Origin of the sequence: Luteimonas rhizosphaerae (assembly GCF_002849595.1) — a bacterium.
Taxonomy (GTDB): domain Bacteria; phylum Pseudomonadota; class Gammaproteobacteria; order Xanthomonadales; family Xanthomonadaceae; genus Luteimonas; species Luteimonas cellulosilyticus.
Genome location: NZ_NRQR01000012.1, coordinates 1 through 25,049, shown reverse-complemented (window position 1 = coordinate 25,049; position 25,049 = coordinate 1). Strand labels below are relative to the sequence as shown.

The window sequence follows — 25,049 nt, the reverse complement described above, 5'->3', positions numbered from 1 at the left end:
CGCTCAGCGCGTCAGCGCCAGTTCCAGCGCGACCCACAGCGCGAAGGCCGCGACCAGCACGCCACCTTCCGCGCGGCTGATGCGCAGGTCGCCGCGCAGCATCGGCACCAGCACCAGCACCACGGCCAGCGCAGCCGGCAGCTCCAGTCGCACGAACGACGCCGGCAGCGACAGCGGCGCCAGCACGGCCATGCCACCGACGATGACCAGCAGGTTGAACAGGCTGGACCCGAGCACGTGGCCGGCGACCAGATCGCCCTGGCCGCGGCGCGCGGCGAGCACCGCGACCACGATCTCGGGCAGCGCGGTGGCGATCGCGACCGGCAGCAGGCCGACCAGCAGCGGCGACAGGCCCCAGCCGGCGCCGAGCCCCAGCGCGCCCTGCACGACGTACTTGGCACCGTAGAACAGCAGGGCTGCGGCGATCGCGATGCGCACCAGGTTGAGGCCGAGCAGCGGCCGGGTGGCGGCGAAGGCGGTCAGCTCCGCCTGCACGTCCGGGACCTCGCGACGCGCGCGTGCGAGCAGCAGCGCGACCAGGCCCGCCGCGGCGAGCAGCAGCACCGCGCCCTCGATCCGGCCGATGCGGCCATCGAGTCCGAATCCGATGAGCGCGAGCGTCGCGACGCCCAGCAGGAGCAGCATCGGCGCGAGCAGGCGCATGCGCAGCAGCAGCGGCGCGGCCAGCGCGGCCACGCCGAGGGTCAGCCCCAGGTTCACGAGATTGCTGCCGACCGCGTTGCCGAGCGCCAGATGCGATTCGCCGAGCGCGACCGCGCGCAGGTTGACGGCGAGCTCGGGCATCGACGCGCCGAACGCCACCAGCAGCACGCCGGCGACGAAGGGCGGCAGGCCCAGACGCTGCGCGACCCCGGATGCGCCCTTGAGCAGCGAGTCGCCGCCCAGCGCCAGCAGCAGCACACCGAGGAGCAGGAATCCGGTCGATCCGAGCATGGGTGATCTCCGTGGCCCGGACGCCGGACCGATGCGCGGAGTCTAGACGTCCGGCGCGGCGTCGACAGCAGACGACGCCGTGCCGGACCTCGGGCCTCAGCCGCAGCCTTCGACGTAGTCGACCTGCGGCGGCGCGCCGATGCGCCACTGGGTGACCGCGCCGGTCGCGTCGGTTTCGAACACCAGCGCGTGGTCGCTCCCGTCCGCATCGGTGACCCGCAGCGTGTTCGCGCCCTCGACGTACTTGTGCGGCTGCACCTCGACGCGGCCCGGATACAGCGCTTCGATCTCGTCGGCGGTCATCCCGACCTTGCCGCCACCGGGTGCGGTCTGGGCATCGCTGCGCACGTCGATGCGCGCGAAGCGGTCGCCTTCCATCATGAAAGCCAGCTGGTAGCCGTCGGCGCCGACCGGCTGCGGCATCAGGTAGTAGCAGCCGCCGGCTTCGCTCGGCTGGGCATCGCCGAGATCGTTGCCCCAGGCCATGCGCACCTGCTCCTGGTCCGCGCCGAACGCGGCGGGACCGAATCCCGCGAACGTGATCACGCCGTCGGCGACCGGCGCGCGGTTGCTGCCGATCGCGCCGGGCGCGGTGGCCGGGGGCACGGGATCCGCCGGCTGGTCGGCGACGGGATCGACGGGCGCCGCCGCGTCGGTCGCCGGCGTCGGCGCGGCAGCCGCAGATTCGGCGGGCGCATCGGCCTGGCATGCGGCGAGCGCGAGGGCGAGCACGGCGACAGCCGGCAGGGTGCGGGACAGAATCATGCGACAGCTCCTGGAAGGGGACCGGCGCGAGCCTAGCGCGGCCGCGTGAACAGGATGTGGCCCGCACTCGCCACGCGCGGCGCCCGCCCTGTCATGGCCGTTTCATCGTGGCTTCCCATGCTGCACGCCTGTCGCAGGAAATCGCCGTCCGTGCCCGCCCGCAAGACCGAACTCGCACATCGCGCATTGACCACCCACGGCGCCTCGCTCGACCTGCGCCAACGCCGCGCGTTGATCCTCTGCGACGGACGGCGCACGACCGCCGACCTCACGCGCATGCTCGGCGCGGACACGCCGGCGCTGCTGCTGCAGCTGCAGGCGCTCGGCTATCTCGAAGCACTCGACGCCGTCGCGGCGCCGCTGGCACGCGAATCTGCGCCCGCGGTGGCGCCGAAGCCGGCGCAGCCCGCGACCGCGCGGCGCCGCTCGCTGAGCGCGGCGCGCATCTACGTGCAGGACATGCTGGAACTGCAGCGCGCGCCGGCCGCGCAGGCCTTGCGCGCGCGCCTCGTCGGCACGTCGGACGAAGACGCGACCATCGCCGCGATCCTCGATGCGATTTCAGGCCTGCCGGCCTTCACCAAGGCCGGCTATGCCGCGCGCGTGCGCGAACGCGTGGCGGAAGTGTTGCCCGAGCCGCACCTGCCGGCATTGGCCGCGCTGGTCCTCGATGGCGAAGCCGACGCAGTGGCCTGACGCCACCGCGCATCGCTCAGCCGCGCGGCGGCACGAAGTTGCGCTGCAGGCCGGCCCAGCAATCCTGGTAGTCGCCCTGCCGGTGCACGGCATCGAGCGCCTGCCGCGTCGGCCGGATCACCGCACGCGTTTCGAACATGAAGGCCATCGTGCCGCTGATGACATCCGGCTTCGACAGATCGGCCGCGCTGGCCTTTTCGAACGTCGCCGCGTCCGGGCCGTGACCGCTCATGCAGTTGTGCAGCGAACACGCGCCGGGCGAGAAACCATCGGCCTTGGCGTCGTACTGGCCGTGCACCAGGCCCATGAACTCGCTGGCGACATTGCGGTGGAACCACGGCGGGCGGAACGTATCCTGCGCGACCAGCCAGCGCGGCGGGAAGATCGCGAAATCCATGTTCGCCGTGCCGCGCGTGTCGCTCGGCGAGGTGAGCACGGTGAAGATGCTCGGGTCGGGATGGTCGAAGCTGATCGAGCCGATCGCATTGAAGCGGCGCAGGTCGTACTTGTACGGCGCGTAGTTGCCGTGCCACCCGATGACGTCGAGCGGTGAGTGGTCGATCGGCGCCTGCCACAGATGGCCCTGGAACTTGGCGATCAGGGTGAAGTCGCCCTCGATGTCTTCGTACGCGGCCACGGGCGCGAGGAAGTCGCGTGGATTGGCCAGACCGTTCGCGCCGATCGGACCGAGATCAGGCAGGCGCAGCGCGTGGCCCTGGTTTTCGCACACGTAGCCGCGGCTCGGGCCATCCGGCAGTTCGACGCGGAAGCGCACGCCACGCGGGATCACCGCGATCTCCTGCGGCTCGACGTCGAGCACGCCGAACTCGGTCGCCAGCACCAGGCGTCCCTGCTGCGGCACGAGCAGCAGTTCGCCGTCGGCGCTGTAGAAGAAGCGGTCGGTCATCGACGCGTTCGCGGCATAGACGTGGATGCCCACGCCCTCGTGCGCGCCGGGGCCGCCGGTGCCGGCCATCGAGAACAGGCCGTCGACGAAATCGACCGGCGTCTCCGGAATCGGCAACGGGCTCCAGCGCATCTGGTCCGGCGGGACCGGGCCACGATCGAAACCGTCGTGGAAGCGTGGCTGCTGGTACGGCGAGAACGTGCCGTGCATCGCCGCCGGGCGGATGCGGTACAGCCAGCTGCGCCGGTTCTCGCCGCGCGGCGCGGTGAAGGCCGTGCCCGACAGCTGCTCGGCGTAGAGGCCGTGCGCCACGCGCTGCGGCGAGTTGCGCCCCACCGGCAGCGTGCCCGGCTCGGCCTCGGTCGCAAATTCGTTGCCGAAGCCCGACATGTACCCGCGCGCGTGCCGCAGTTGCGTGTCGCCCAGCGGCAGCGCCGTCACCGTGTCGTCCGTCGATGCGTTCATGGTGTCACCCGAATGGAAGTTCCGCCGTGCATCCCGGCAATCGCCGGGGTCACGGCTGCAGACCTGCCGCCTGCGCCGGCTCGCGCCACGTCGACGCGAAGACGGCGCCGTCGCAGACTCAGAGCACGCCGCGCTTCATCTGGTCGCGTTCGATGCTCTCGAACAGCGCCTGGAAGTTGCCTTCGCCGAAGCCCTCGTTGCCCTTGCGCTGGATGATCTCGAAGAAGATCGGACCGAACGCGTTGGTCGTGAAGATCTGCAGCAGCTTGCGCTGCTTGGTCTCCGGATCGGCGTCGATCAGGATCTTGTTGCGGCGCAGCCGCTCGACGTCCTCGTTGTGCTCGGGGATGCGCTGGTCGATGACGTCGAAGTAGGTTTCCGGCGTGTCGAGGAAGGAAATGCCCTTCTCGCGCATCTGCTCGATCGTCACGTAGATGTCGTCGGTGAAGCAGGCGATGTGCTGGATGCCCTCGCCCTTGTACGCGTCGAGGTACTCGTTGATCTGCGACTTCGGATCGTTCGACTCGTTGAGCGGAATGCGCACCACGCCGTCGGGCGCGGTCATCGCCTTCGACTTCAGGCCGGTCTTGGCGCCCTTGATGTCGAAGTAGCGGATCTCGCGGAAGTTGAACAGCTTCTCGTAGTAGTCCGACCACTTCTGCATGTTGCCGAAGTAGAGGTTGTGCGTGAGGTGGTCGATGAAGGTCAGGCCGAACCCGGTCGGGTGCTGGTCGACGCCGTCGATCGCGACGTAGTCGTCGCCGTAGATCGAGCCGTTGCCGCCGTAGCGGTCGACCAGATACAGCATGCAGTCGCCGATGCCCTTGACCACCGGCGCGTCGACGGCCTTGGTCGATTCGCGGTCGCCGATCGCTTCGCCGCCGTTCCCGAGCACCTTGCCGTAGACGTCGCCGGCGGGCTGCTGGAAGCGGATCGCGAAGCCGCAGGCCGACGGACCGTGCGCCCTGGCGAAATCCGCAGCGAAGGAATCCGGATCCTCGTTGAGCAGGAAGTTCACCCCGCCCTGCCGGTACACGGTGATCGCCCGCGTCTTGTGCTTGAGCACTGCGGTGAAGCCCATGTTGCGGAAGTAGCTGTGCATGAAGTCGGCCTGGCCCGCAGGCGCGGCGAACTCGACGAACTCGAAGCCGTCGATGCCCATCGGGTTCTCGAACGTGGTCACTTCCATGCCGAGATTGGGGGCGGTGTGTGCGTGAGCGCTCATGGGATACTCCGTGGCGATGTGGCAGCGCGGGAAAGGCGCGGCTTCAGACCTCCTTTATAGTTACAAGTGCAACCACAGGCAAGGCGCACCGCACCATGACCCAGCCCGCTGCATCCGATCTGCCCACGACCGGCCGCCCCGGGGCGCGCCACGAGGGGCATGGCCACGCGACGCTCGATCTCGAGCAGTTCCTGCCCTACCGGCTCAGCGTCCTGACCAACCGCATCAGCCGCGGGCTGGCGGAGATCTATTCGGAGCGGTTCGGGATCAGCGTGACGGAGTGGCGGGTGATCGCGGTGCTGGGCCGGTATCCGGGCCTGTCGGCGAACGGCGTGGCCGAGCGCACGGCGATGGACAAGGTCGCGGTGAGCCGCGCGGTCGCGCGCCTGCTCGAGCGCGACCTGCTGACCCGCGAGATGCACGACGCCGACCGCCGCCGCTCGGTGCTCGAACTCAGCGAAGCCGGCTACGCGGTCTACGACGTGGTCGTGCCGCTGGCGCTGGATTACCAGCGCGCCGTGCTGGCCTCGCTCGACGACGACGAACGCGCCCTGCTCGACCGGCTGATGGCGAAACTGGATTCGCCGCTGCAGACCTGAGCGTGCGGCTGCCCGCGTCCGGCTGACGCACCGGGCGATCCGCCCAAAAAAAACAGCGCCCGGGGGCGCTGTTTTTCGTTCCGCGGTCGCCGCAGCCCGTTACGGGCGACGTTCCTCATCGAGGCGCGTGCCGGCCGCGACCGGTTCGCCGATCTCGCGCTGGCCGGCAAGCGACGGCGCATCGTCCTGCAGCGTGTCGAGGTGCATCAGGCGACGGATCAGCGGCGCGATCAGCACCATCAGCACGCCGACGCCGACCGCGAGCCAGCCGACGTTGGAGTAGACCTCCATGACCCGCTCCACGCCGCCGCCTTCACCGCCGGTGGCGGCCGAGATCAGGCCCGCGGCGAAGTTGCCGGTCGCCGAGGCGAAGAACCAGGTGCCCATGATCAGGCTGGCCATGTGCGCCGGGGTCAGGCGGTTCATCGCCGAGAGGCCCACCGGCGACAGGCACAACTCGCCGGTCGTGTGCAGCAGGTAGATCAGGAAGATGAAGAGTACCGGCGTCAGCGCGCCCGGGCCGGCGGCGGCGGTGCCGGCCACCAGCACCAGGAAGCCGAGGCCGACCTGGACCACGCCGAGGCCGAACTTGGTCGGCGTCGACGGTTCCCAGCCGCGCTTGGCGAGCCACATCCACAGGATCGCGAACAGCGGGCCCAGGGTCACGATGTAGATCGAATTGATCGACTGGAACACCGAGGCCTGGACTTCGAAGCCGAAGATGTTGCGGTCGACCGAGCGGTCGGTGAACAGGTTCAGCGACGAACCCGCCTGCTCGAACAGCGACCAGAACAGGATCGAACCGAAGATCAGGTACAGCGCCGCATAGATGCGGTGCCGCTCTTCGCGCTCGAGCTTGAACACCGACTGGTACAGCACGTAGGCCACCAGCGCCGCGCCGGTGCCCATCAGCAGGAACCCGACCAGCGCCTGGTACTGGATCAGCAGCCAGACGACGCCGACGGCGACGAAGCTCACCAGATACAGCAGCCACTCGAACTTGATGCCGAAGACCGGGCGGTCGAGTCGCGCGGGATCCTTCGATTCGCCGCGCCCCATCAGCAGCGGCTTGCCGAGCACGAACACCACCAGGCCCAGCAGCATGCCGATGCCGGCGGCGCCGAAGCCGTAGGCCCAGCCGTAGGTCTGGCCGAGCCAGCCGGCGATGATCGCGCCGAGCGCCGCACCCAGATTGATGCCGATGTAGAAGATCGTGTACGCCGGATCGCGGCGGATGTCGGTGCGCGGATACAGCTGGCCGACCATCACCGAGATGTTGGCCTTGAGGAAGCCCGAGCCGACGATGATGAAGGATAGCGCCAGCCAGAAGATGTTGATCTCGGCCGCGGTCTGGCCGCCGTCGCCTTCGAACGCCATCAGGAAGTGCCCGAACGTCAGCAGCACCGCGCCGAACACCACGGCCTTGCGCTGCCCGAGGTAATGGTCGGCCAGGTAGCCGCCGATCACCGGTGCGATGTAGACCAGCGCGGTGTACGCGCCGTAGATCACCGAGGCCTCGGAATCCGAGAACATCCAGTGCTGCACGAGATAGAAGATCAGCAGCGCGCGCATGCCGTAGTAGGAGAAGCGCTCCCACATTTCGGCGAAGAACAGCACGAACAGGCCGCGCGGATGGCCGAGGATGGTCTTCTGTTCCTCGGCGGCGTACGGATTCATTGACACGTAGGGCGACTCCTGACGGTGATCGAGTGCCCCGGGACGGTCCCGGGCGACGCGCTAACTTAGCCGCGCCCGGACCACATGGAAAGTGACCATTGCTACCCCGGCAGGCCGACGCGCGTCGCAACGCGCCGGCCCGTCGAGATCATCCGCGCATTCAGCCCGCGGGGTAGACATAGCTCGCGCCGACGCCCAGCGGCAGGCCCAGCGCCCAGAAGCCGAGCAGGAACGCCGACCACACGACCAGCAGCGTCAGCGAGAACGGCAGCATCAACGCCAGCAGCGTGCCGATGCCGCTCGACTTCACGTAGCGCTGGCAGAACACCACGATCAGCGGGAAGTACGGCAGCAGCGGCGTGATGATATTGGTGCTCGAATCGCCGACGCGGTACGCCGCCTGGGTGAGGTCGGGCGAGATGCCCAGCTGCATCAGCATCGGCACCATGATCGCGCCGATGAGCGCCCACTTCGCCGATGCCGAGCCGACCAGCAGATTGACGAAGCCCGACAGCAGCACGATGCCGACCAGGGTCACGCCGGTCGGCAGGCCCAGCGCCTGCAGGCCGTTCGCGCCCTTGATCGCCAGCAGCGCGCCGAGGTTGCTCTGGCCGAACGCATAGATGAACTGCGCGGCGAAGAACGCCATGACGATGTAGTAGCCCATGCCGCTCATCGCCTTGCTCATGCCGGCGATGATGTCGCGGTGCGATTTCACCGCGCCCGAGGCGTAGCCGTAGACGATGCCGGGCACGACGAACAGGATGAAGATCAGCGGCACGATCGACTGCATCAGCGGCGCGTTCGCGACCAGCAGTTCGCCCGCGCCGGTGGGCGCATCCGCCGGCGCGCGCCAGGCCGAGCCCGCGCCGATCGCCGTCGCGGCGACGGCAGCCGCGACCGCGACCATCGCCAGCACCGCCAGCCACAGGCCGCGACGCTCGCGCGCGGTCAGCGCTTCCATCGTCGGCATGTCCTTGGCGTCGCCGTCGACCGGCGTGCCGCGCAGCCGCGGCTCGATGACGCGGTCGGTCAGGAACCAGCCGACCAGCACGATCAGCGCTGTCGACGCGGTGGTGAAGTAGTAGTTGTTGAGCGGATTGACGATCACCGACGGGTCGATGAGGTTCGCCGCTTCCTGGGTCAGGCCCGACAGCAGCGGGTCGAGGCTCGAGGGAATGAACGTCGCCGAGAAGCCGCCCGACACGCCGGCGAACGCGGCCGCGATACCGGCCAGCGGGTGCCGCCCGGCGGCGTAGAAGATCACCGCGCCCAGCGGGATCACCAGCACGTAGCCGGCATCGACCGCGACGTGGCTGAAGATGCCGACCGCGATCAGCATCGGGGTGAGCAGCATCTTCGGCGTCACCGACAGCACCGCGCGCAGCGCGGCGTTGATGAAGCCGGTGTGCTCGGCGACGCCGAGGCCCAGCATCGCCACCAGCACCACGCCCAGCGGCGCGAAGGTCACGAAGGTGCGGACCATGTCCGCCATGAAGGTGGTGAAGCTGGTGCCCGCGAGCAGGTTGCGGATCTGGATCGGATCGCCACTGCGCGGATCGATCTCGGCGAAGCTGACGTTCGCCAGCAGCGCCGACACCACCCACACCACCAGCATCAGGCCGAGGAACAACACCGCCGGATCGGGCAGCTTGTTGCCGATCCGTTCGACCGCGTCGAGGAAACGGGCAACGACACCGCGCGGCGCGGCGATCTCGGGACTGGGCTGGCTCATTCGACGGTCTCCCCTGCAGGCATGCGACCCGGCATCCTAGCAGTCGCGCGGCGCGCGTCTGCGCGGCAGTCGGCGTGCGCCCGTATCGGCCGCACGCGTCGCGCGCCGTGCGCGCACCGGCGACTGGACCGCTGCAGGGCGACGTCCCGAAGGGCCCCCGCGCGGCACCCGCGAGGGATCACGGCCTCGCAACACGCCCGATACCGGGCGACGCCGCGCGGAACAGGCGGCGCGACCACGCGCACCGTCTTCCGGGAACTCCGGAGGCGGCCTGCCCGGCGATTCAGGGCGGAGGCGGCGCCGCGCTGCCCTGGCCCGGCCCGACATGCGTGCGCACCTCGAACAGTTCCGGGAAGAACGTCAGCTGCAGGGCCTGCTGCAGGAAGCCGACGCCGCTCGAGCCGCCGGTGCCGCGCTTGAAGCCGATGATGCGCATCACCGTGCGCATGTGGCGGAAGCGCCAGAGCTGGAACTGCGACTCCAGGTCGACGAGGTCCTCGCACAGCGCGTACTCGCGCCAGTGCCGGTCGGTGTTCTCGTAGATCGCCTCGAACACCGGCACCAGCGCATCGTCGAACACGTGCGGCGCGCGCCAGTCGCGGTCCAGGTGGCGCGCATCGACCGGATGGCCCCAGCGCGCGAGGTAGCGCAGGAAGGCGTCGTAGAGGCCCGGCGCGTCGAGTACCTCGCGCAGGCCGGCCTGGCCCTCGGGATCGTGGGCGAACACGTCGAGCATCTGCGCGTTCTTGTTGCCCAGCAGGAATTCGACCGTGCGGTACTGCAGCGACTGGAAGCCCGACGACGGCCCCAGCACGTCGCGGAATTCCATGTATTCGGCCGGCGTCATCGTCTCGAGCACCGACCACTGCTCGGTCAGCTGCCGCAGCACCTGCTTGCAGCGCGCGAGCACCTTGCGGCAACGCCAGACCTCGTCGCGGTCCAGGTGCGCCAGCGCGGCGCGCAGCTCGTGGATCATCAGCTTCAGCCACAGCTCCGAGACCTGGTGCTGGACGACGAACAGCATCTCGTCGTGATGCGGCGGGTCCGACAGCGGCTGCTGGGCCGCCAGCAACAGGTCCAGGCGCAGGTAGCCGGCGTAGGTCACGCGCCCCGACAGGTCGCGGTGGATGCCCGCTTCGAGCGGGCGCTGGTTGCGGTCGATCGTCATCCGCGCAGCCTACCGCATGGCCGGGTGACGTCGATCGGCAGGAAGTGCCGCCTTGCGTCATGCAACTGCGATATAGCCGGGGCACAATCGACGCCGGGCGCACCGCCCGGGGATGGATCGGGGAGACACACATGACCAGTCGTATCGGCCGGCTGCTGCCGGCGCTCCTGCTGTGTTGCGGCGCCGGCACGGCGTCCGCGCAGGTCGTCATCAGCCAGGTCTACGGCGGGGGCGGCAACAGCGGCGCGCCCTACAACGCCGATTACGTGGAACTGTTCAATGCGGGCGACCTGCCCGAACCCCTCGGTGGGCGTTCGCTGCAGTACGCCAGCGCGACCGGTACCGGCAATTTCGGCGCCGGCGCGGGCCAGATCGTGGTGCTGCCGGAGGTCGAGATTCCGGCCGGCGGCTACTTCCTGATCGGTCTGGGCGGCGGCGCGACCGGCGCCCCGCTGCCCACCCCCGATGCCAGCGGCACCATCAACATGGCGGGCGCGAGCGGAAAAGTCGCGCTGGCCGACACCACCACCAGCCTCGGCTGCAACGGTGGCAGCACCGCGTGCACCCCGGCCCAGACCGCGCTGATCGCCGACCTCGTCGGTTACGGCGGCGCCAACTTCTTCGCCGGCAGCGGTCCCGCGCCGGCCCTGACCAATGCCACCGCGACCTTCCGTGGCGGCGACGGCTGCAGCGACACGCGCGACAACGCCGCCGACTTCAGCGCCGCGGCGCCCGCGCCGCGCAACGGCGCCAGCGTGCCGAACGTCTGCAGCGGTGGCGGCATCGTGTATCTCAGCATCGGCGACGCCAGCGGCGCCGAGGGCGACAGCGGCACCGCGCCGGTGTTCCTGACCGTCAGCCTCAACCAGCCGGCCGGCCCCGATGGCGTCCGCTTCCAGTACGCGACCGCCGACGGCACCGCGACCAACGCCGACGACGACTACATCGCGCGCAGCGGCACGATCACCTTCGACCCCGGCCAGCGCGAGCTGACGCTCAGCATCGACATCGTCGGCGACGAGACCGTCGAGCCCGACGAGACCTTCACCGTCGAGCTCAGCGACGTCAGCGGCGCCGAACTGGCCAGGGCGCAGGCCACCGTCACCATCGTCAACGACGACGTCACCACGCGACCACCGGCATCGTCACCGGCCGCAAGAACAACGGCTTCTTCGTCCAGACGCCGGATGGCGAGGATGACGGCAACCCCGCGACCTCCGAAGGCCTGTTCGTGTTCACCAGCAGCGCGCCGCCGGCGGACGCCGCGGTCGGCAACCGCGTGCTGGTGCAGGGCACGGTGCTGGAATACATCCCGGCCGCCGACCCGCAGCAGCTGCCGCTGACCCAGCTGACCAACGCCTCGGTGCTGGCGCTGTCCACCGGCCACGCCCTGCCGGCGCCGATCGCGCTGACGCCCGACATGCCCAACGCCGATGACGGCCTGGACCAGCTCGAACATCTGGAAGGCATGCGCGTCACTGCACCGAGCTTCACCGTCGTCGCCCCGACCGGCGGCAACACCAACGAGGCGCAGGCCACCGGCAGCAGCAACGGCCGCCTCGCCGTCGTCGTCACCGGCACCGCGCGACCGTTCCGCGAGCCCGGCATCCCGGTTCCGGATCCGGACCCGCTCGGCAGCAGTGCCCCGGCGATTCCGCGCTGGGACTTCAATCCCGAGCTGATCGCCGTCAACAGCAACACCATCGGCGCGCCGACCGCGGACCTCGCCGCGGGCTGCCGCATCGTCGACGACTCGCTGACCGGGCCGCTGGACTACACCTTCCGCCGCTACACGATCTACCCCGATGCCGCGCTGACCAGCGACTGCAGCGGGGCCGGCGAGCCGCGGGCGTCGATGGCCCCGGGCCCCGACCACGTGACCTTCGCGACCTACAACCTGCAGCGCTTCTTCGACACGGTGAACGACGGCAACAGCGGTCCCACGCTGACCGCCGACGCGCTCGAGCGCCGCATGGCCAAGGCCTCGATCGGCATCCGCGCGTTCCTGCACTCGCCCGACATCCTCGGCGTGACCGAGGTCGAGAACCTGCCGGTGCTGCAGGCGCTCGCGACGCGCGTCAACGCCGACGCGGTCGCGGCCGGGCAACCGGATCCGGGCTACGTGGCGTATCTGGAAGAGGGCTTCGACGTCGGCGGCATCGACGTCGGCTTCCTGGTCAGGACCGCCTCGGTCGGCAGCGTCGCCCGCATCGCGGTGTCCGCGGTCGAGCAGGTCGGCGCCGACGCCGTGCTGGTCAATCCGAACGGCTCGACCAGCGTGCTCAACGACCGCCCGCCGCTGGTGCTCGATGCCGTCGCGCATTTCGCCGATGGCCGCAGCTTCCCGCTGACCGCGATCGTCGTGCACCAGCGTTCGCTGAGCGGCATCGAGTCCGACGAGGCCGGGAGCAACGGCTGGGCGACCGGCGGCCAGCGCGTCCGCGACAAGCGGCAGAAGCAGGCGGCGTTCCTCGCCGAGATCATCGACGACATGCAGCAGGCGGATCCCGGGCGCCACATCGTCGTGCTCGGCGACTTCAACGCGTTCGAGTTCAACGACGGTTACGTCGATGCGATGGGCACGGTTACCGGCCTGCCTTCGCCCGACGGCGAGACCGCGGTCGACGGCGACGGCGCGGTGCTGATCGCCCCGTCGCTGCTGAACATGACGCTGGAAGCGGATGCCGAGGCACGTTATTCGTTCGTGTTCGACTACCAGGCGCAGTCGCTCGACCACGTGCTGGTGAACCAGGCGATCGTCGATTCGCCGCTGGTCGCCGGGCTCGATGTGAGCCATGCGCGCATCAACGCCGACTTCCCGGAGATCGCGCGCAACGACGCGGCGACGCCGACCCGGCTGTCCGACCACGATCCCACCGTGCTGCTGCTGCGCGTGACGCCGGTGACGGACGCCGACCTGGCGGTCACCGCGGACGCGGTCGAAGACGAGGTGATCGCGGGCCAGCCGCTGGCGTTCACCGCCACGCTGACGAACGCCGGTCCCGACGCGGCCGCCTTCCCCGGCTTCGGCGCGGTGCTCGACATCGCCGTCGACGACCTGGCGATCGCGCCCACCGCCGGCTGGAGCTGCGATGCGCCGACGATGGACGCCGACACGACCACGGTGTCGTGCAGCGCGGACACGCTGGCCGTCGACGGCGAGGCGGTGTTCGCACTGACCGCGACCGCGCCGGACGACGCAGTGGGCGACACGGTGTCGCTGACCGTCGCCGCGAGCGCGCAGACCCGCGATCCCGAGCCGGCCAACGACAACGCCGTCGCCACGGTCGCCGTCGTCGAGGATCCGGCCTCGGCCGCGACCCCGCTGGTCAACGGCGTGCTGCTGAGCGGCCTGTCGGGCGAGGCCGGCGAATCGCGGTTGTTCCGCATCGACGTGCCGGCCGGCGCGCGCAACCTGCGCCTGCTGACGGCCGGCGGCAGCGGCGACGTGACCCTGTACGCCAGCCATGACGCCGTGCCGACCGGCTCGGATTACCAGCTGCGCTCGCAGCGTCCGGGTAACAACGAGACCGTGCAGATCGCGGTCCCGCAGCCGGGCACCTGGTACCTCCGCGTCACCGGCGAGCGCGCCTTCGCCCGCACGTCGGTCCGGGCGAGCTTCACGCCCTGACCGCAGGGCGGCACGCCGCCCACGCCCCGATCGCGCTCGCCCGCATCGGGGCACGTCTGCACCCCGGCTCCGGCCGGGGTGTTGCGTTGCGGATCCTGCCGGCGCGGGATCGATGTCGCCAGCGCTGTCGCTCCCCTGTGCGTGGCCGCCCTGCGGGACGCGGTCGCAGTCCGTTTCGAGCACCGCGGCCTACGGCTCGCACGGGCAGACGGACCGGTTCGTTGCGGAGCGGCGTCTTCGCTGCGTGCAAGGCGCGGCACCGCCGCTGCCTGAACCAAGATGCTGCCGGCGCGGCCTCCCACCTGGGCTCGCGCAGCGCCTCGCCCTTACGCCATCCGCCCCGTCGCCGTCATGCCGCAGCGCGCAACAGGCCTTAACGACCCGACCGTTATCATTCGCAACTATCTTCCCCCCGGTTGGCACGATGACCGTCGTCGCGACTTTCGATATCGAATACCTGCAGTACCTCGGCCCGGACGGCACCCTCGTCGCCGAGCTGCCCGAGGCCTTTTCCGATCCGTCCGCGCTGCTGCCGCTGTTCAAGCAGATGCTGTTCGTTCGCACCTTCGACAGCAAGGCGATCGCCCTGCAGCGCACCGGCAAGCTGGGCACCTATGCCGCGTGCCTCGGCCACGAGGCCACGCATGTCGGCATCGGCGCGGCGATGCGCCCCGAGGACGTGTTCGCCCCGAGCTACCGCGAATACGGCGCGCAGATCATGCGCGGCGTGCAGCTGCGCGAGATCCTGATGTACTGGGGCGGCGACGAGCGCGGCAACGACTTCCAGCACCAGAAGCACGATTTCCCGTGGTGCGTGCCGATCGCGACCCAGTGCCTGCACGCCGCCGGCGCCGCGCTGTCGTTCAAGCTGCGCAAGGAGCCGCGGGTCGCGGTGACCTGCTGCGGCGACGGCGGCAGCTCGAAGACCGACACCTACGCCGCGATCAACTCGGCCGGCGCCTACGCGCTGCCGTTCGTGCAATGCATCATCAACAACGGCTGGGCGATCTCGGTGCCGCGCAACGCGCAGACCGGCGCCAAGACGCTGGCGCAGAAGGGCCTCGCCGGTGGCCTGCACTGCCTGCAGGTCGACGGCAACGATCCGGTCGCCGTGCTCGAAGGCATGCGCCGCGCGCTCGAGCGTGCCCGCAACGGCGAAGGCGGCAGCGTCATCGAGTTCATGACCTATCGCCTGCACGACCACACCACCGCCGACGATGCGCGCCGCTACCGCGACGAGGCCGAGGTCAAGGACGCCTGGACGCGCGATCCGATGACCCGCCTGCGGACGTATCTCACCGCGCAGAACCTGTGGGACGACGAGCAGGAGAACGCCTGGATCGCCGATTGCACGCAGCGCATCGACGTCGAGATCAACGCCTATCTGGAACTGAAGGTGCAGCCGGTCGAAGCGATGTTCGATTACCTCTACGCCGACCCGCCGCCGGACCTGCTGGAACAGCGCGCGAAGGCGATCGCCGCGGAGGGTCGCGCATGAACGCCGCCGCCAGCAAGACCACGGCCGCCGCCGCGAAGAACGACGCGCCCGTCGCGATCACCCTGATCGAAGCGATCACCCAGGCGCTGGCCTACGAGCTGCGTGCCGACGAGTCGGTCGTCGTGCTCGGCGAGGACGTCGGCGTCAACGGCGGCGTGTTCCGCGCGACCGCCGGGCTGCAGGCGCAATTCGGCGCCGAGCGCGTGCTCGACACGCCGCTCGACGAGACCACGATCGCCGGCCTGACAGTCGGCATGGCCGCGATGGGCATGAAGCCGGTCGCCGAAGCCCAGTTCGACGGCTTCATGTATCCGATGGTCGACCACATCATCTGCCACGCCGCGCGCTTCCGGTACCGCACCCGCGGCCGCCTGACCTGCCCGATGGTGCTACGCGTGCCGTGGGGCGGCGGCATCCGCGCGCCGGAGCACCACAGCGAGGCCAACGAATCGATCTTCACCAACGTGCCCGGCCTGCGCGTGGTCATGCCCTCGTCGCCGGCGCGCGCCTACGGCCTGCTGCTGGCCGCGATCCGCGAGCCGGACCCGGTGATCTACTTCGAGCCCAAGCGCATCTACCGCCAGTACAAGGAGATCGTGCCCGACGACGGCGAGGCGCTGCCGCTCGACGTCTGCTACGTGCTGCGTGACGGCACCGACGTCACGCTGATCAGCTGGGGTGCGCAGGTCAAGGAAGCGCTGGAAGCGGCCGAGGCGCTCGCCCGGGACGGCATCAGCGCCGAGGTCATCGACGTCGCCACGCTCAAGCCGCTGGACTTCGCGACGATCGCCGAGTCGGTCTCGCGCACGGGCCGCTGCGTGATCGTGCACGAGGCGCCGAAGACCGCCGGCTTCGGCGCCGAGATCGCCGCGCGCCTGGCCGAGGAGTCGATGTACGACCTCGTCGCGCCGGTCGAGCGCGTCACCGGCTACGACACGCACATCCCGCTGTTCCGCCTGGAAATGAAGTACCTGCCGAGCGTCGAGAAGATCGTCGCCGCGGCCAAGCGGGCGATGGCGGCCGGGTGGTCCAACGGCGCCGGTCGGCGCCCGCGTTCGGCCCGCAGCAGCTGCGCGGGCACGTCCGCACCACAGGCGTTGCGCCGGTCGCCGACCGGTCCGCGCTAGTCCACCGGCAGGCCCCGCCTGTCGGGCACTCCCTCAGACCGCGGGCCACGCCCCGCGCTACGGAACGACACCATGGCCAACACGACTTCCTTCCGCCTTCCCGACCTCGGTGAAGGCCTGCCCGATGCCACCATCGTCGAATGGGCGGTCAAGGTCGGCGACACCATCCGCCTCGACGACGCCCTCGTGTCGATGGAGACCGCGAAGGCGGTCGTCGACGTGCCGTCGCCGGTCTCGGGCAAGGTGCTGAAGCTCGCGGGCGAGGCCGGCGACATCGTCGAGACCGGCGCGGTGCTGGCCGAATTCGAGATCGATCCCAGCCTGCCGCAGCGCGCCGAGGGCCAGGACACCGGCCATCACCACGGTCCGCCGAAGGCGGCCGGGACCAGCGTCGGCAGCCAGGATCCGGCGCCGGACGACCGGGTGGTCGCGTCGACCGAAGGCGGCGCCATCGTCGAGAGCGACGACGCGCAGCCCGAAGCGAAATCCGACGCCGGCGGCGCGCGCGCCGATACCGGCACGGTGGTCGGCGCGATGCAGTCCTCCGACACCGTCCACAGCGAACAGGCGAGTTCGGCCGGCGGCGTCAAGGCGATGCCCGCGGTACGCGCGCTCGCACGCAAGCTCAAGGTCGACATCGCGCGCGTGCGCGCCACCGGCGCCGACGGCGTCGTGACCATGGCCGACGTCAAGCAGGCGGCAGCGGACGGCAGCGCGGCGCCGGGCGCACCCGTCCCGCGCAGCGCGGAAGCCGCCCGCGCGCCTGTCGCGGCGTCCGCGCCGACGCAGACGCGCGACGCCGCGCAGCGCACCGCGCTGTCCGCATCCGGCAAGCCGATGCGCACGCAGCCGCCGTCGGTCACGGCGTCGGGGCAGCCGGAACCGCTGAAGGGCGTGCGTCGCAACATGGCGCGGGTCATGGCCGATGCGCACGCGAAGGTCGTGCCGACCACCCTCAGCGACGATGCCGACATCCACGCCTGGGCGCCGGGCAACGACGTCACCGGCCGCCTGATCCGCGGCATCTGCGCCGCCGCGCGCGCAGTGCCGGCGCTCAATGCGTGGTTCGACGACGACAAGCTCACCCGCACCCTGCACCCGCACGTCGACATCGGCATCGCGGTCGACACCGATGACGGCCTGTTCGTGCCGGCGTTGCGCAATGCCGACGTACTCGACGCGCGCGGCGTGCGCGAGGGCATCAACCGCCTGCGCGCCCAGGTCGAAGACCGCAGCATTCCGGCCAGCGAACTGAGCGGCTACACGATCTCGCTGTCGAACTTCGGCATGTTCGCCGGCCGTTACGCGACGCCGGTCGTCGTGCCGCCGTGCGTGGCGATCGTCGCCGCGGGCCGCGGCCGCCACCAGATCACCCCGGTGATCGGCGGCTTCGAATCGCACAAGGTCATTCCGTTGTCGGTCACGTTCGACCATCGCGCCGCGACCGGCGGCGAGGCCGCGCGCTTCCTCAAGGCGCTGATCGACGATCTCGCGCTGCCGAACTGACGCGATGCCCATCGCAGACGCGACGCGCGCGTTCGCCGGCCGCCGGGTCCTCGTCGCCGGCGGCAGCCGCGGCATCGGCTTCGCGATCGCCGACGCGTTCGCACGCGCGGGCGCTGCCGTGTCGCTGTGCGCGCGCGACACCACGGCCCTCGCCCGCGCGGCCGACGCGCTCGCGACGCACGGCCACCCGGTGCATCCGCAGGCGTGCGACCTCGCCGATCCCGCGCAGATCGATGCCTGGATCGACGCCGCCGCGGCCGCGCTCGGCGGCATCGACGTCGTCGTCCACAACGCCTCCGCGCTGTCGCATGCGCAGGGCGACGCCGCCTGGCAGGCCGGGTTCGAGGTCGATCTGATGGCCGCCGTGCGCGGCAACCGCGCCGCGCTGCCGCACCTGCGGTGCAGCGAGGCGCCGGCGATCCTCCACATCAGTTCGATCAACGCGCTGAATCCGACGCCGCGTGCGCCGGCCCACGACGACGCTGGCCGCCGAGCTCGCCCGCGAGCGGATCCGGGTCAACGCGATCGCGCCGGGCTCGATCGAGTTTCCCGACGGCCTGTGGGCGCGGCGCGCGGACAGCGATCCCGACCTGTACGCGCGCATCCGCGATTCGATTCCCTTCGGCGGCTTCGGCGCCGTCGACGATGTCGCATCCGCGGCGCTGTTCCTGTGCGGGCCGCAGGCACGCTGGATCACCGGCCAGATCCTCGCGGTCGACGGCGGGCAGTCGCTGGGCGTGTAATGGCGGTCCGCGGCGGCCGCTGCCGTCGCCTCTCGCCCGGGAGCACCGCCATGCCGCATCGCAGCCGCCTGTCCACGTTCGTCCTCGACTGCGATGTCGACGACCTCGCCCCGCACGTCGAATTCTGGAGCCGCGCGCTCGGCAAGCCCGTCGCGTCCGCGGACGAGGATGGCGACGGCCGTTACGCCGTGCTCGAGACCGCCGACGACGAGCCGATCCTGCTGCTGCAGAAGGTCGACCACGCCTCGCGCATCCATCTCGATATCGAAGCCGACGACGTCGACGCCGAAGCCGACCGGCTGGAAGCGCTGGGCGCGACGAGGATCGGCTTCGTCAAACGCTGGTGGGTCATGCAGGCACCCAGCGGGCACCGCTTCTGCGTGATCCGGCCACAGCGCGACGCATTCGGTCCGCACACCAACCACTGGGACTAGCCCGCTGCAGCGCGTCGCGTTCCCGCCACGCCGTCGCCGGCTCAGCGGGACGCGCGATCCAGCCACACCGCCAGACCCTGGGCGTTGATCTCGATGTCGTTGCCGAGCACCGCGTCCACGCGCGCCGGCGCGTCGTCGACGCCGTGCTCGCGCGCACGGGCGGTGTAGAGGCGCGACAGCCCGTCGACGATGCGCGCGTGGCGGTCGGCCTGGCCCTGCGCGGCACGTGCGATGCCGACCATCGCATCGATCTGATCGTGCAGATCCGCGCCGAGCCGCACGCAGTCGCCGACTTCGCCGTAATGGGCGATGCGGATACGCTCGGGCGCGCGCGCCAGCAGCGTGTCGATCGAGGCGTGCATCTGCTGCGGATCGAACTGCACCGGCGACGTCGTCGGCACCACGAAAGCACCGGTCGACGTGTCGAACTCGCGGTAGGACAGGCCGAAGGTGTCGCCGGCGAACCAGCTGCGCGTGGCCGCGTCCCAGACGCTGTAGTGATGCAGCGCATGCCCCGGCGTGTCGATGCACAGCAGTGCGCGGCCCGCGAGATCGACCACGTGCCCGTCGTCCGCGATCACCACGCGGTCCTCCGCGACCGGCAGCATGCCCGCGTGATCGCGCTCGAACATCGCCTCGCCGTAGACCGCCTTGGCGCCGGCGATCAACCGGGTGGGATCGATCATGTGCGGCGCGCCGCGCGGATGCACGACCAGCCGCGCGTTCGGCAGCGCCTGGATCAACGGACCGGCCGCGCCGGCATGGTCCAGATGCACGTGCGTGACCATCAGCCAGTCGACCGCATCGAGGGCGACGCCGGCGGTGTCGATCGCGTCGAGCACGCGCTGGGCGCAGGTCGCGGTGCCGCAGTCGATCAGCGCGGCACGCCCGCCGGATTCGACCAGATAGGCCGCGCACAGCTGCGGCCGGACGTAGCCGGTGTCGATGATGGTGATCGCATCCGGATCGCGCATCGGTCGTCTCCCGTTGGACAGGACGGGCAGTCTAGGCCGTGTGGTGTCGACGTCGCATGCGGCCTGCGTCGACGCCGCTCAACCGCGCGATCGCAACACGGGGCCGCGCAGCGCGAATGCGATGCCGAGCACACCGAGGAACACGCCGTAGCCCACCGCGGTCGCGAGGATCTGCGCCCACATCGTGCCGTGGCCGCGATCGGCGACCGCGTGCGCCCAATGGATCGACAGCAGGAACGCGACCAGCGACAGCGCCAGGCTCGCGAGGTCGTACACCATCCGGCGCACGCCGCGCGGCTGGCGCGGGAAGACCCAGAACAGCACCGCGAGGATCAGGAACCACGGCAGAAACAACAGCAGCGCCAGGTTCTCCGCGACCGCCGGGCTCACGACGCCGCCTTCTCGGCATCGGCGGCGGCCAGCGCATCGAGCGCGGCCTGCACCGTGGCCGCATCGACGCCGTCGCCGAGCGTGGCAGGAGCCTCTGAGAGCGCGAGTTCGCCGCGGCGCAGGCGCGCGATCGCCTGGCCCGCATCGCGCGGGGCATCGAAGGCGTGGCTCTGCAGCAGCACGCGTTCACCGTCGACGAGCTTGAAGTAGAACTTGCCGTCGGGTTCGCGGTACTGCTTGAACACCGCCAGCGGCCGCACGGCGAGCGCCACGTCCGTGGTCCCGCCGGTCGCCACGGCCACCTTGCCGAGATCGCGCAGGCCCACCGCGTCGCGCAGCTGCTGCAGCAGCGGCGTCGCGTAGCGCTCCCGCAGGCGGCGGCCACCGTCGCGCAGCACGTCCTCGATGTCGCCCGGCCGCGCGATCAGGTCCTCGTAGCGCGCGCGCATCGGCGCGATCTCGCGTTCGACGATATCGAACAGCTGCTGCTTCGCATCGCCCCAGCCGATGCCGTCGGCGAACGCCGCCAAGAAACCGGCGGTCTCGTCCGGCGTCGCGAACGCCTGGTAGAGCTGGAACAGCGCCGAGCCGTCGGTCGACTTCGCTTCGCCCGGCATCTTCGAATCGGTGAGGATCGAGAACACCAGCTTCTTCAGCTGCGCCTGCGGCACGAACAGCGGAATGGTGTTGTCGTAGCTCTTGCTCATCTTGCGGCCGTCGAGGCCCGGCAGCGTCGCCACGTTGTCGTCGATCGCCGCTTCCGGCAGGTTGAACCAGTCGCGACCGTAGACGTGGTTGAAGCGCTGGGCGAAATCGCGCGCCATCTCGATGTGCTGGATCTGGTCGCGGCCCACCGGCACCCGGTCGGCGTTGAAGATCAGGATGTCGGCGGCCATCAACACCGGGTACATGAAAAGACCGGCCGTCACCGCGGCATCGTCGTCCTCGCCGTCGGCGCGGTTCTTGTCGACCGCCGCCTTGTAGGCGTGCGCACGGTTGAGGATGCCTTTGCCGGCCACGCAGGTCAGCAGCCACATCAGCTCGGTCGTCTCCGGCACGTCGCTCTGGCGGTAGAACCACACCTTCGACGGGTCGAGCCCGGCCGCGAGCCACGTCGCCGCGATCTCCAGCGTCGAGCGCTGGGTGCGCGCCGGGTCCTGGGCCTTGATCAGGCTGTGCAGGTCGGCGAGGAAATAGAAGCTCTCGGTGTTCGGCGCGCGGCTGGCGGTGATCGCCGGGCGCACCGCGCCGACGTAGTTGCCGAGGTGCGGCGTGCCCGACGTGGTGATGCCGGTCAGGACGCGGAGGGGACGCTGGGACATGGGCTGCGGACGGCTGCAATACAGATCGCCAGTCTAACCGCTGGCATCGCGGCGACGGCCGCAACCCCGACCCGCGACCTGGCGCGTTCGACAGTCGGTCCCTTCCGGAGAACCGCCATGTCCCGTACCGCCTGCCTGCTGTCCACTGCCTGCCTGCTCGCCACCACCCTGTCGTGGTCGACCCCCGTGGCCGCCTTGCGCGTCGCGTCGCCGCGCACCACGCCGGTCGACCTGCAACTCGTCGACCGTGCCAGCGGCGCCGCCCTGCCCCGCTACACCCATCGCGGTACGCACTGGGTGGCGGGCGCACCCGGCCGGCCGTATGCGATCCGGCTGACCAACACGACCGGCGCGCGCGTGCTGGTGGTGCTGTCGGTCGATGGGGTCAACGCCGTCAGCGGCGAGACCGCCGACGTTGCCCAGACCGGCTATGTGCTGGATGCGTGGCAGAGCACCGACATCGCGGGCTGGCGCAAGTCGTACGCGGACATCGCCGGCTTCACCTTCACCGCCTTGCCCGACAGCTATGCCGCGCGCACCGGGCGGCCGGACAACGTCGGCACCGTCGGCATCGCGGTCTTCGAGGAACGCGTGCCGCCGCCGGTACGCCCCATGCCCCGTACCGACCGCGCAGCGGAAGCTGCATCGCCGCCGATGCCGACATCGGCCGCGCCCGGGTCGGATGCCAACGCACGAGGCGACGCCACCCAGAGCGCCGTCCAGCGCCTGGGCACCGGCCACGGTCCGCGCGAATGGGCCCCCGTGTCGCAGACGTCATTCGTGCGAGCACATCGCACGCCGATCGCGGTGGTCGAGCTGCGTTACGACGCCCCCGAAGCGCTGGCGGCGCTGGGCATCGGACCGCAGCAACCGCCGATGGGATCGCCGCACGTACCGCACGCGTTTCCGCCTGCCTTCGTGCCCGATCCGCCCGGCCACGACTGAAGCCCGAATGCAGACGGGCCGGCAATCGCCGGCCCGTCCGGGCATCACATCGCGACGCGGAAGGCGTCGATACGCGCGACGAACGTCAGAGCGTCTTCTCGAACTCGCGCACTTCGTCTTCGGCGCGGTCGCGCTCCCAACCGTACTTCTCCTGCAGCTTGCCGGCGAGGTACTTGCTGTCGCCCGCGGCGACGTCGAAGACGTCGTCCGTCAGATCGCCCCACTTCGCCTGCGCCTTGCCCTTGAGCTGGGTCCACTTGCCGGAAATGATGTCTTTGTTCATTGGATGCATCCTGTTGTCGAGCGGAAGTTGTGCCGTCGGCACCGCAGTAACGGGTGCGTTGGAACGTGCTGTCACTCTCGCCGCGCCTGCATCAATGCCAGGTCAAACTTTCATGTGGCGCGCGCTCACATCCGCGCCGGGATTCACCTTCGTCGGAAACGCGTGATCGCCAATCGGGCGCGGCCATTTTCCCGAATCGGCTTGCTGACATTTCCGCTTGTCCGGGATCCGCAGACACAAAAAAACGGGCCGGCAATGCCGGCCCGTTTCGATGTCGCGTGCGTCCGGACGGATCAGGGACGGGTGGTCGTGCCACCGGTGCTGTTCGCACTGTCTTCGACCTTTTCGCCCACCTTCTGCACATCCTGGCCAGCACCCTTCATGGTGTTGCAGGCGCTCAGGGTGGCGGTCGAGAACAGGGCCAGCAGCAACAGGGCGGTCAAACGCTTCATACGGATTCTCCAGAGGTCAGGTCGACGGGTTGCGTCGCAACCGTGGGGAGGAATATAGGAGTCAGGGCTGTGAACGCCACGTGCAGTCAGCGCGCGGCAAGGCCTCCCTGTTCATCCCTGTGGCCGCGCTCAGTCGCGCATCAGGGTGGACTTGCCGAACAGGCTTTCGACCAGGTCCACGGCGAGCTCCGCGGTGGCGTTGCCGTTGTCGAGTGCGGTGTTGACCTCGACGATGTCCAGCGAACCGAGCCGGCCGGTGTCCGCGATCATTTCCATCACCAGCTGCGCTTCGCGGTAGTTGATGCCGCCGGGCACGGGCGTGCCGGTGCCGGGCGCGATGCTGGGGTCGAGGATGTCGACATCGAAGCTCACGTGCAGATGGGTATTGTCGTCCATGCCGTCGAGCGCCTGGGTCAGCACCTGGCGCATGCCGACCTCGTCGATGTAACGCATGTCGTAGATGTCGATGCCGTGCGTCTTCACCAGGCGCTTCTCGTCCTGGTCGACCGACCGGATGCCGATCTGCCGGATCTGCGCCGGCGTGATCGCCGGCACATGCCCGCCGATCCCGGTCAGCACGTCCGGACCGATGCCGCACAGGCAGGCGACCGGCATGCCGTGGATGTTGCCCGACGGCGTGATCTGCGAGGTGTTGAAATCGGTGTGCGCATCGAGCCACAGCACGCGCAGCGTCTTGCCCTGGGCGCGGCAGTGGCGGGCCACGGCGGTCGCCGCCGAGCATCACCGGCATGCGGCCCTGGGCGAGTTCCGCGGCCGATGCCTCGAGCACCGCGGTGTTCCAGGCGACGACTTCGTCGAGATGGCGGTAGCCGGCATCCGGACCCTGCCAGGGATTCTTCGGACCCTTGAGATCGCCACGATCGACGACGTCGACGCCGCGCGCGGCCAGCGCCTCGACGAGGCCGGCGACGCGCAGGCCTTCGGGCCCCATCGACGCGCCACGGCGACCGGCGCCCACATCGGTGGGAACGCCGAAGATCGACACGGGGGGATACGACTGCTGCATGAAGGCTCCTTGCGAGGACGGAACGCGCAGCGCGGGCTGGCCATCGGGCCGCTGCACCGCGACAGTGGCGGGCATCCGGCGGCCGAGGGAGGCGTCCGACAGGACGCGGGTCGCGGGAGCTGCATCGGGATGGTGCCGGCACCCGGATTCGAACTGGGGACCTACCGCTTACAAGGCGGTTGCTCTACCAACTGAGCTATGCCGGCACGGAACCGCGGATCGCGTCCGCGGCGGCGCATTCTAACCCGCATCCCCCGAGGCATTGCAGTCCCGGGGCGCCAGCCGCGCGGCGCCCGCCGCGGCGCGCAGCGGTGCCATCGCGGCATCGTCGGCCACTGCGAGATCGATCCAGTGGCGCACGACGGTGCTGCCGAGCGGCGCGCTCTGCACGTCGAAACCCGCTGCGCGCAACGCGGTCGCGCGCGAGGTCGCGCCGGCCTCGCTGCCGAAGCGGCCGAGGGCGACGCCGTTGGCGTCCTCTCCTTCGGCGATGACGTAGTAATCGTCGAAGCCCGCCGCGACCAGA

20 protein-coding genes, 1 tRNA gene and 4 pseudogenes are annotated in these 25,049 nt (G+C 70.2%); 10 read left to right on the top strand and 15 right to left on the bottom strand.

From position 1 onward, the window contains the following. Positions 1-3 precede the first annotated feature (3 nt). On the bottom strand, positions 4-954 hold the full coding sequence (locus tag CJ022_RS05145; RefSeq protein WP_101925606.1) for a sodium:calcium antiporter: 951 nt from the start codon (positions 952-954) through the stop codon (positions 4-6). Between the two features lie 96 nt (positions 955-1,050). Beyond that, the gene (locus CJ022_RS05140; protein ID WP_101925605.1) at positions 1,051-1,719 is read right to left on the bottom strand and encodes a lectin; all 669 of its coding nucleotides are present in this window, start codon (positions 1,717-1,719) and stop codon (positions 1,051-1,053) included. A gap of 150 nt (positions 1,720-1,869) precedes the next feature. Between CJ022_RS05140 and CJ022_RS05135 the strand changes: the two genes are divergently transcribed. Beyond that, on the top strand, positions 1,870-2,415 hold the full coding sequence (locus CJ022_RS05135) for a hypothetical protein (RefSeq protein WP_233198616.1): 546 nt from the start codon (positions 1,870-1,872) through the stop codon (positions 2,413-2,415). A 16-nt stretch (positions 2,416-2,431) separates the two neighbouring features. On the opposite strand, the gene hmgA is transcribed toward CJ022_RS05135, so the two are convergent. After that, entirely contained in the window at positions 2,432-3,712 is a 1,281-nt protein-coding gene (gene hmgA / locus CJ022_RS05130; protein ID WP_199171435.1) for a homogentisate 1,2-dioxygenase, read from the bottom strand. Between the two features lie 193 nt (positions 3,713-3,905). Continuing rightward, complete coding sequence (hppD, locus tag CJ022_RS05125; protein WP_199171433.1) at positions 3,906-5,012, bottom strand: 4-hydroxyphenylpyruvate dioxygenase; 1,107 nt, start codon at positions 5,010-5,012, stop codon at positions 3,906-3,908. Between the two features lie 95 nt (positions 5,013-5,107). Between hppD and CJ022_RS05120 the strand changes: the two genes are divergently transcribed. After that, positions 5,108-5,611, top strand: a complete 504-nt coding sequence (locus tag CJ022_RS05120; protein WP_101925602.1) for a MarR family winged helix-turn-helix transcriptional regulator — start codon at positions 5,108-5,110, stop codon at positions 5,609-5,611. A gap of 99 nt (positions 5,612-5,710) precedes the next feature. Here the strand turns inward: CJ022_RS05120 and CJ022_RS05115 are convergent, their stop codons facing one another. The 3 genes from CJ022_RS05115 to CJ022_RS05105 form a co-directional block, all read right to left on the bottom strand. Then, positions 5,711-7,288 carry a peptide MFS transporter gene (locus CJ022_RS05115; protein WP_101925601.1) on the bottom strand — a complete coding sequence of 526 codons (1,578 nt, stop codon included), beginning with the start codon at positions 7,286-7,288 and terminating at the stop codon, positions 5,711-5,713. Positions 7,289-7,448: 160 nt separating this feature from the next. Next, positions 7,449-9,023: an AbgT family transporter gene (locus tag CJ022_RS05110; RefSeq protein ID WP_101925600.1), complete on the bottom strand. Its 1,575-nt coding sequence runs from the start codon at positions 9,021-9,023 to the stop codon at positions 7,449-7,451. A 283-nt stretch (positions 9,024-9,306) separates the two neighbouring features. Continuing rightward, on the bottom strand, positions 9,307-10,191 hold the full coding sequence (locus CJ022_RS05105) for a tryptophan 2,3-dioxygenase (protein WP_101925599.1): 885 nt from the start codon (positions 10,189-10,191) through the stop codon (positions 9,307-9,309). Between the two features lie 131 nt (positions 10,192-10,322). On the opposite strand from CJ022_RS05105, the gene CJ022_RS05100 reads away from it, so the two are divergent. The 7 genes and pseudogenes from CJ022_RS05100 to CJ022_RS05070 all read left to right on the top strand — a co-directional run bounded on the left by CJ022_RS05100 (position 10,323) and on the right by CJ022_RS05070 (position 19,130). After that, positions 10,323-11,534, top strand: coding sequence for a Calx-beta domain-containing protein (locus CJ022_RS05100; protein ID WP_101925598.1), 1,212 nt, complete (start codon positions 10,323-10,325; stop codon positions 11,532-11,534). Beyond that, positions 11,423-13,822, top strand: coding sequence for a pre-peptidase C-terminal domain-containing protein (locus tag CJ022_RS05095; RefSeq protein WP_101925597.1), 2,400 nt, complete (start codon positions 11,423-11,425; stop codon positions 13,820-13,822). The genes CJ022_RS05100 and CJ022_RS05095 overlap by 112 nt, the downstream gene beginning before the upstream one ends. A gap of 424 nt (positions 13,823-14,246) precedes the next feature. Further along, positions 14,247-15,320 carry a pyruvate dehydrogenase (acetyl-transferring) E1 component subunit alpha gene (gene pdhA, locus CJ022_RS05090; RefSeq protein WP_101925596.1) on the top strand — a complete coding sequence of 358 codons (1,074 nt, stop codon included), beginning with the start codon at positions 14,247-14,249 and terminating at the stop codon, positions 15,318-15,320. Next, positions 15,317-16,345 (top strand): annotated as a pseudogene (locus CJ022_RS05085) (alpha-ketoacid dehydrogenase subunit beta); the annotation flags it as partial. The gene pdhA and the pseudogene CJ022_RS05085, both read left to right, overlap by 4 nt. Before the next feature lie 174 nt (positions 16,346-16,519). Then, a complete protein-coding gene (locus tag CJ022_RS05080; RefSeq protein WP_101925594.1) occupies positions 16,520-17,953 on the top strand; it encodes a dihydrolipoamide acetyltransferase family protein in 1,434 nt (477 codons plus the stop codon). Positions 17,954-17,957: 4 nt separating this feature from the next. Continuing rightward, positions 17,958-18,696: pseudogene (locus CJ022_RS05075) on the top strand (SDR family NAD(P)-dependent oxidoreductase). Positions 18,697-18,746: 50 nt separating this feature from the next. Further along, complete coding sequence (locus tag CJ022_RS05070) at positions 18,747-19,130, top strand: VOC family protein (protein ID WP_101925744.1); 384 nt, start codon at positions 18,747-18,749, stop codon at positions 19,128-19,130. Positions 19,131-19,171: 41 nt separating this feature from the next. Here the strand turns inward: CJ022_RS05070 and CJ022_RS05065 are convergent, their stop codons facing one another. The 3 genes from CJ022_RS05065 to CJ022_RS05055 form a co-directional block, all read right to left on the bottom strand. Then, complete coding sequence (locus tag CJ022_RS05065; protein WP_101925593.1) at positions 19,172-20,104, bottom strand: MBL fold metallo-hydrolase; 933 nt, start codon at positions 20,102-20,104, stop codon at positions 19,172-19,174. Positions 20,105-20,182: 78 nt separating this feature from the next. Further along, positions 20,183-20,494, bottom strand: coding sequence for a hypothetical protein (locus CJ022_RS05060; RefSeq protein ID WP_101925592.1), 312 nt, complete (start codon positions 20,492-20,494; stop codon positions 20,183-20,185). After that, positions 20,491-21,816, bottom strand: a complete 1,326-nt coding sequence (locus CJ022_RS05055; RefSeq protein WP_101925591.1) for a tryptophan--tRNA ligase — start codon at positions 21,814-21,816, stop codon at positions 20,491-20,493. Before CJ022_RS05055 ends, CJ022_RS05060 begins: the two co-directional genes overlap by 4 nt. A gap of 117 nt (positions 21,817-21,933) precedes the next feature. On the opposite strand from CJ022_RS05055, the gene CJ022_RS05050 reads away from it, so the two are divergent. Beyond that, complete coding sequence (locus CJ022_RS05050) at positions 21,934-22,761, top strand: hypothetical protein (protein ID WP_233198615.1); 828 nt, start codon at positions 21,934-21,936, stop codon at positions 22,759-22,761. Between the two features lie 85 nt (positions 22,762-22,846). Here the strand turns inward: CJ022_RS05050 and CJ022_RS05045 are convergent, their stop codons facing one another. From CJ022_RS05045 to CJ022_RS17030, 5 genes and pseudogenes are all read right to left on the bottom strand, one after another. Beyond that, positions 22,847-23,044 carry a CsbD family protein gene (locus tag CJ022_RS05045; RefSeq protein ID WP_101925590.1) on the bottom strand — a complete coding sequence of 66 codons (198 nt, stop codon included), beginning with the start codon at positions 23,042-23,044 and terminating at the stop codon, positions 22,847-22,849. 293 nt (positions 23,045-23,337) lie between these two features. Continuing rightward, positions 23,338-23,496 carry an entericidin A/B family lipoprotein gene (locus tag CJ022_RS05040; protein WP_101925589.1) on the bottom strand — a complete coding sequence of 53 codons (159 nt, stop codon included), beginning with the start codon at positions 23,494-23,496 and terminating at the stop codon, positions 23,338-23,340. A 129-nt stretch (positions 23,497-23,625) separates the two neighbouring features. Then, positions 23,626-24,523, bottom strand: a pseudogene (rocF, locus tag CJ022_RS05035) (arginase). A gap of 130 nt (positions 24,524-24,653) precedes the next feature. After that, a tRNA-Thr gene (locus CJ022_RS05030) sits at positions 24,654-24,729 on the bottom strand. A gap of 34 nt (positions 24,730-24,763) precedes the next feature. Then, positions 24,764-25,049 (bottom strand): annotated as a pseudogene (locus CJ022_RS17030) (SPOR domain-containing protein); the annotation flags it as partial.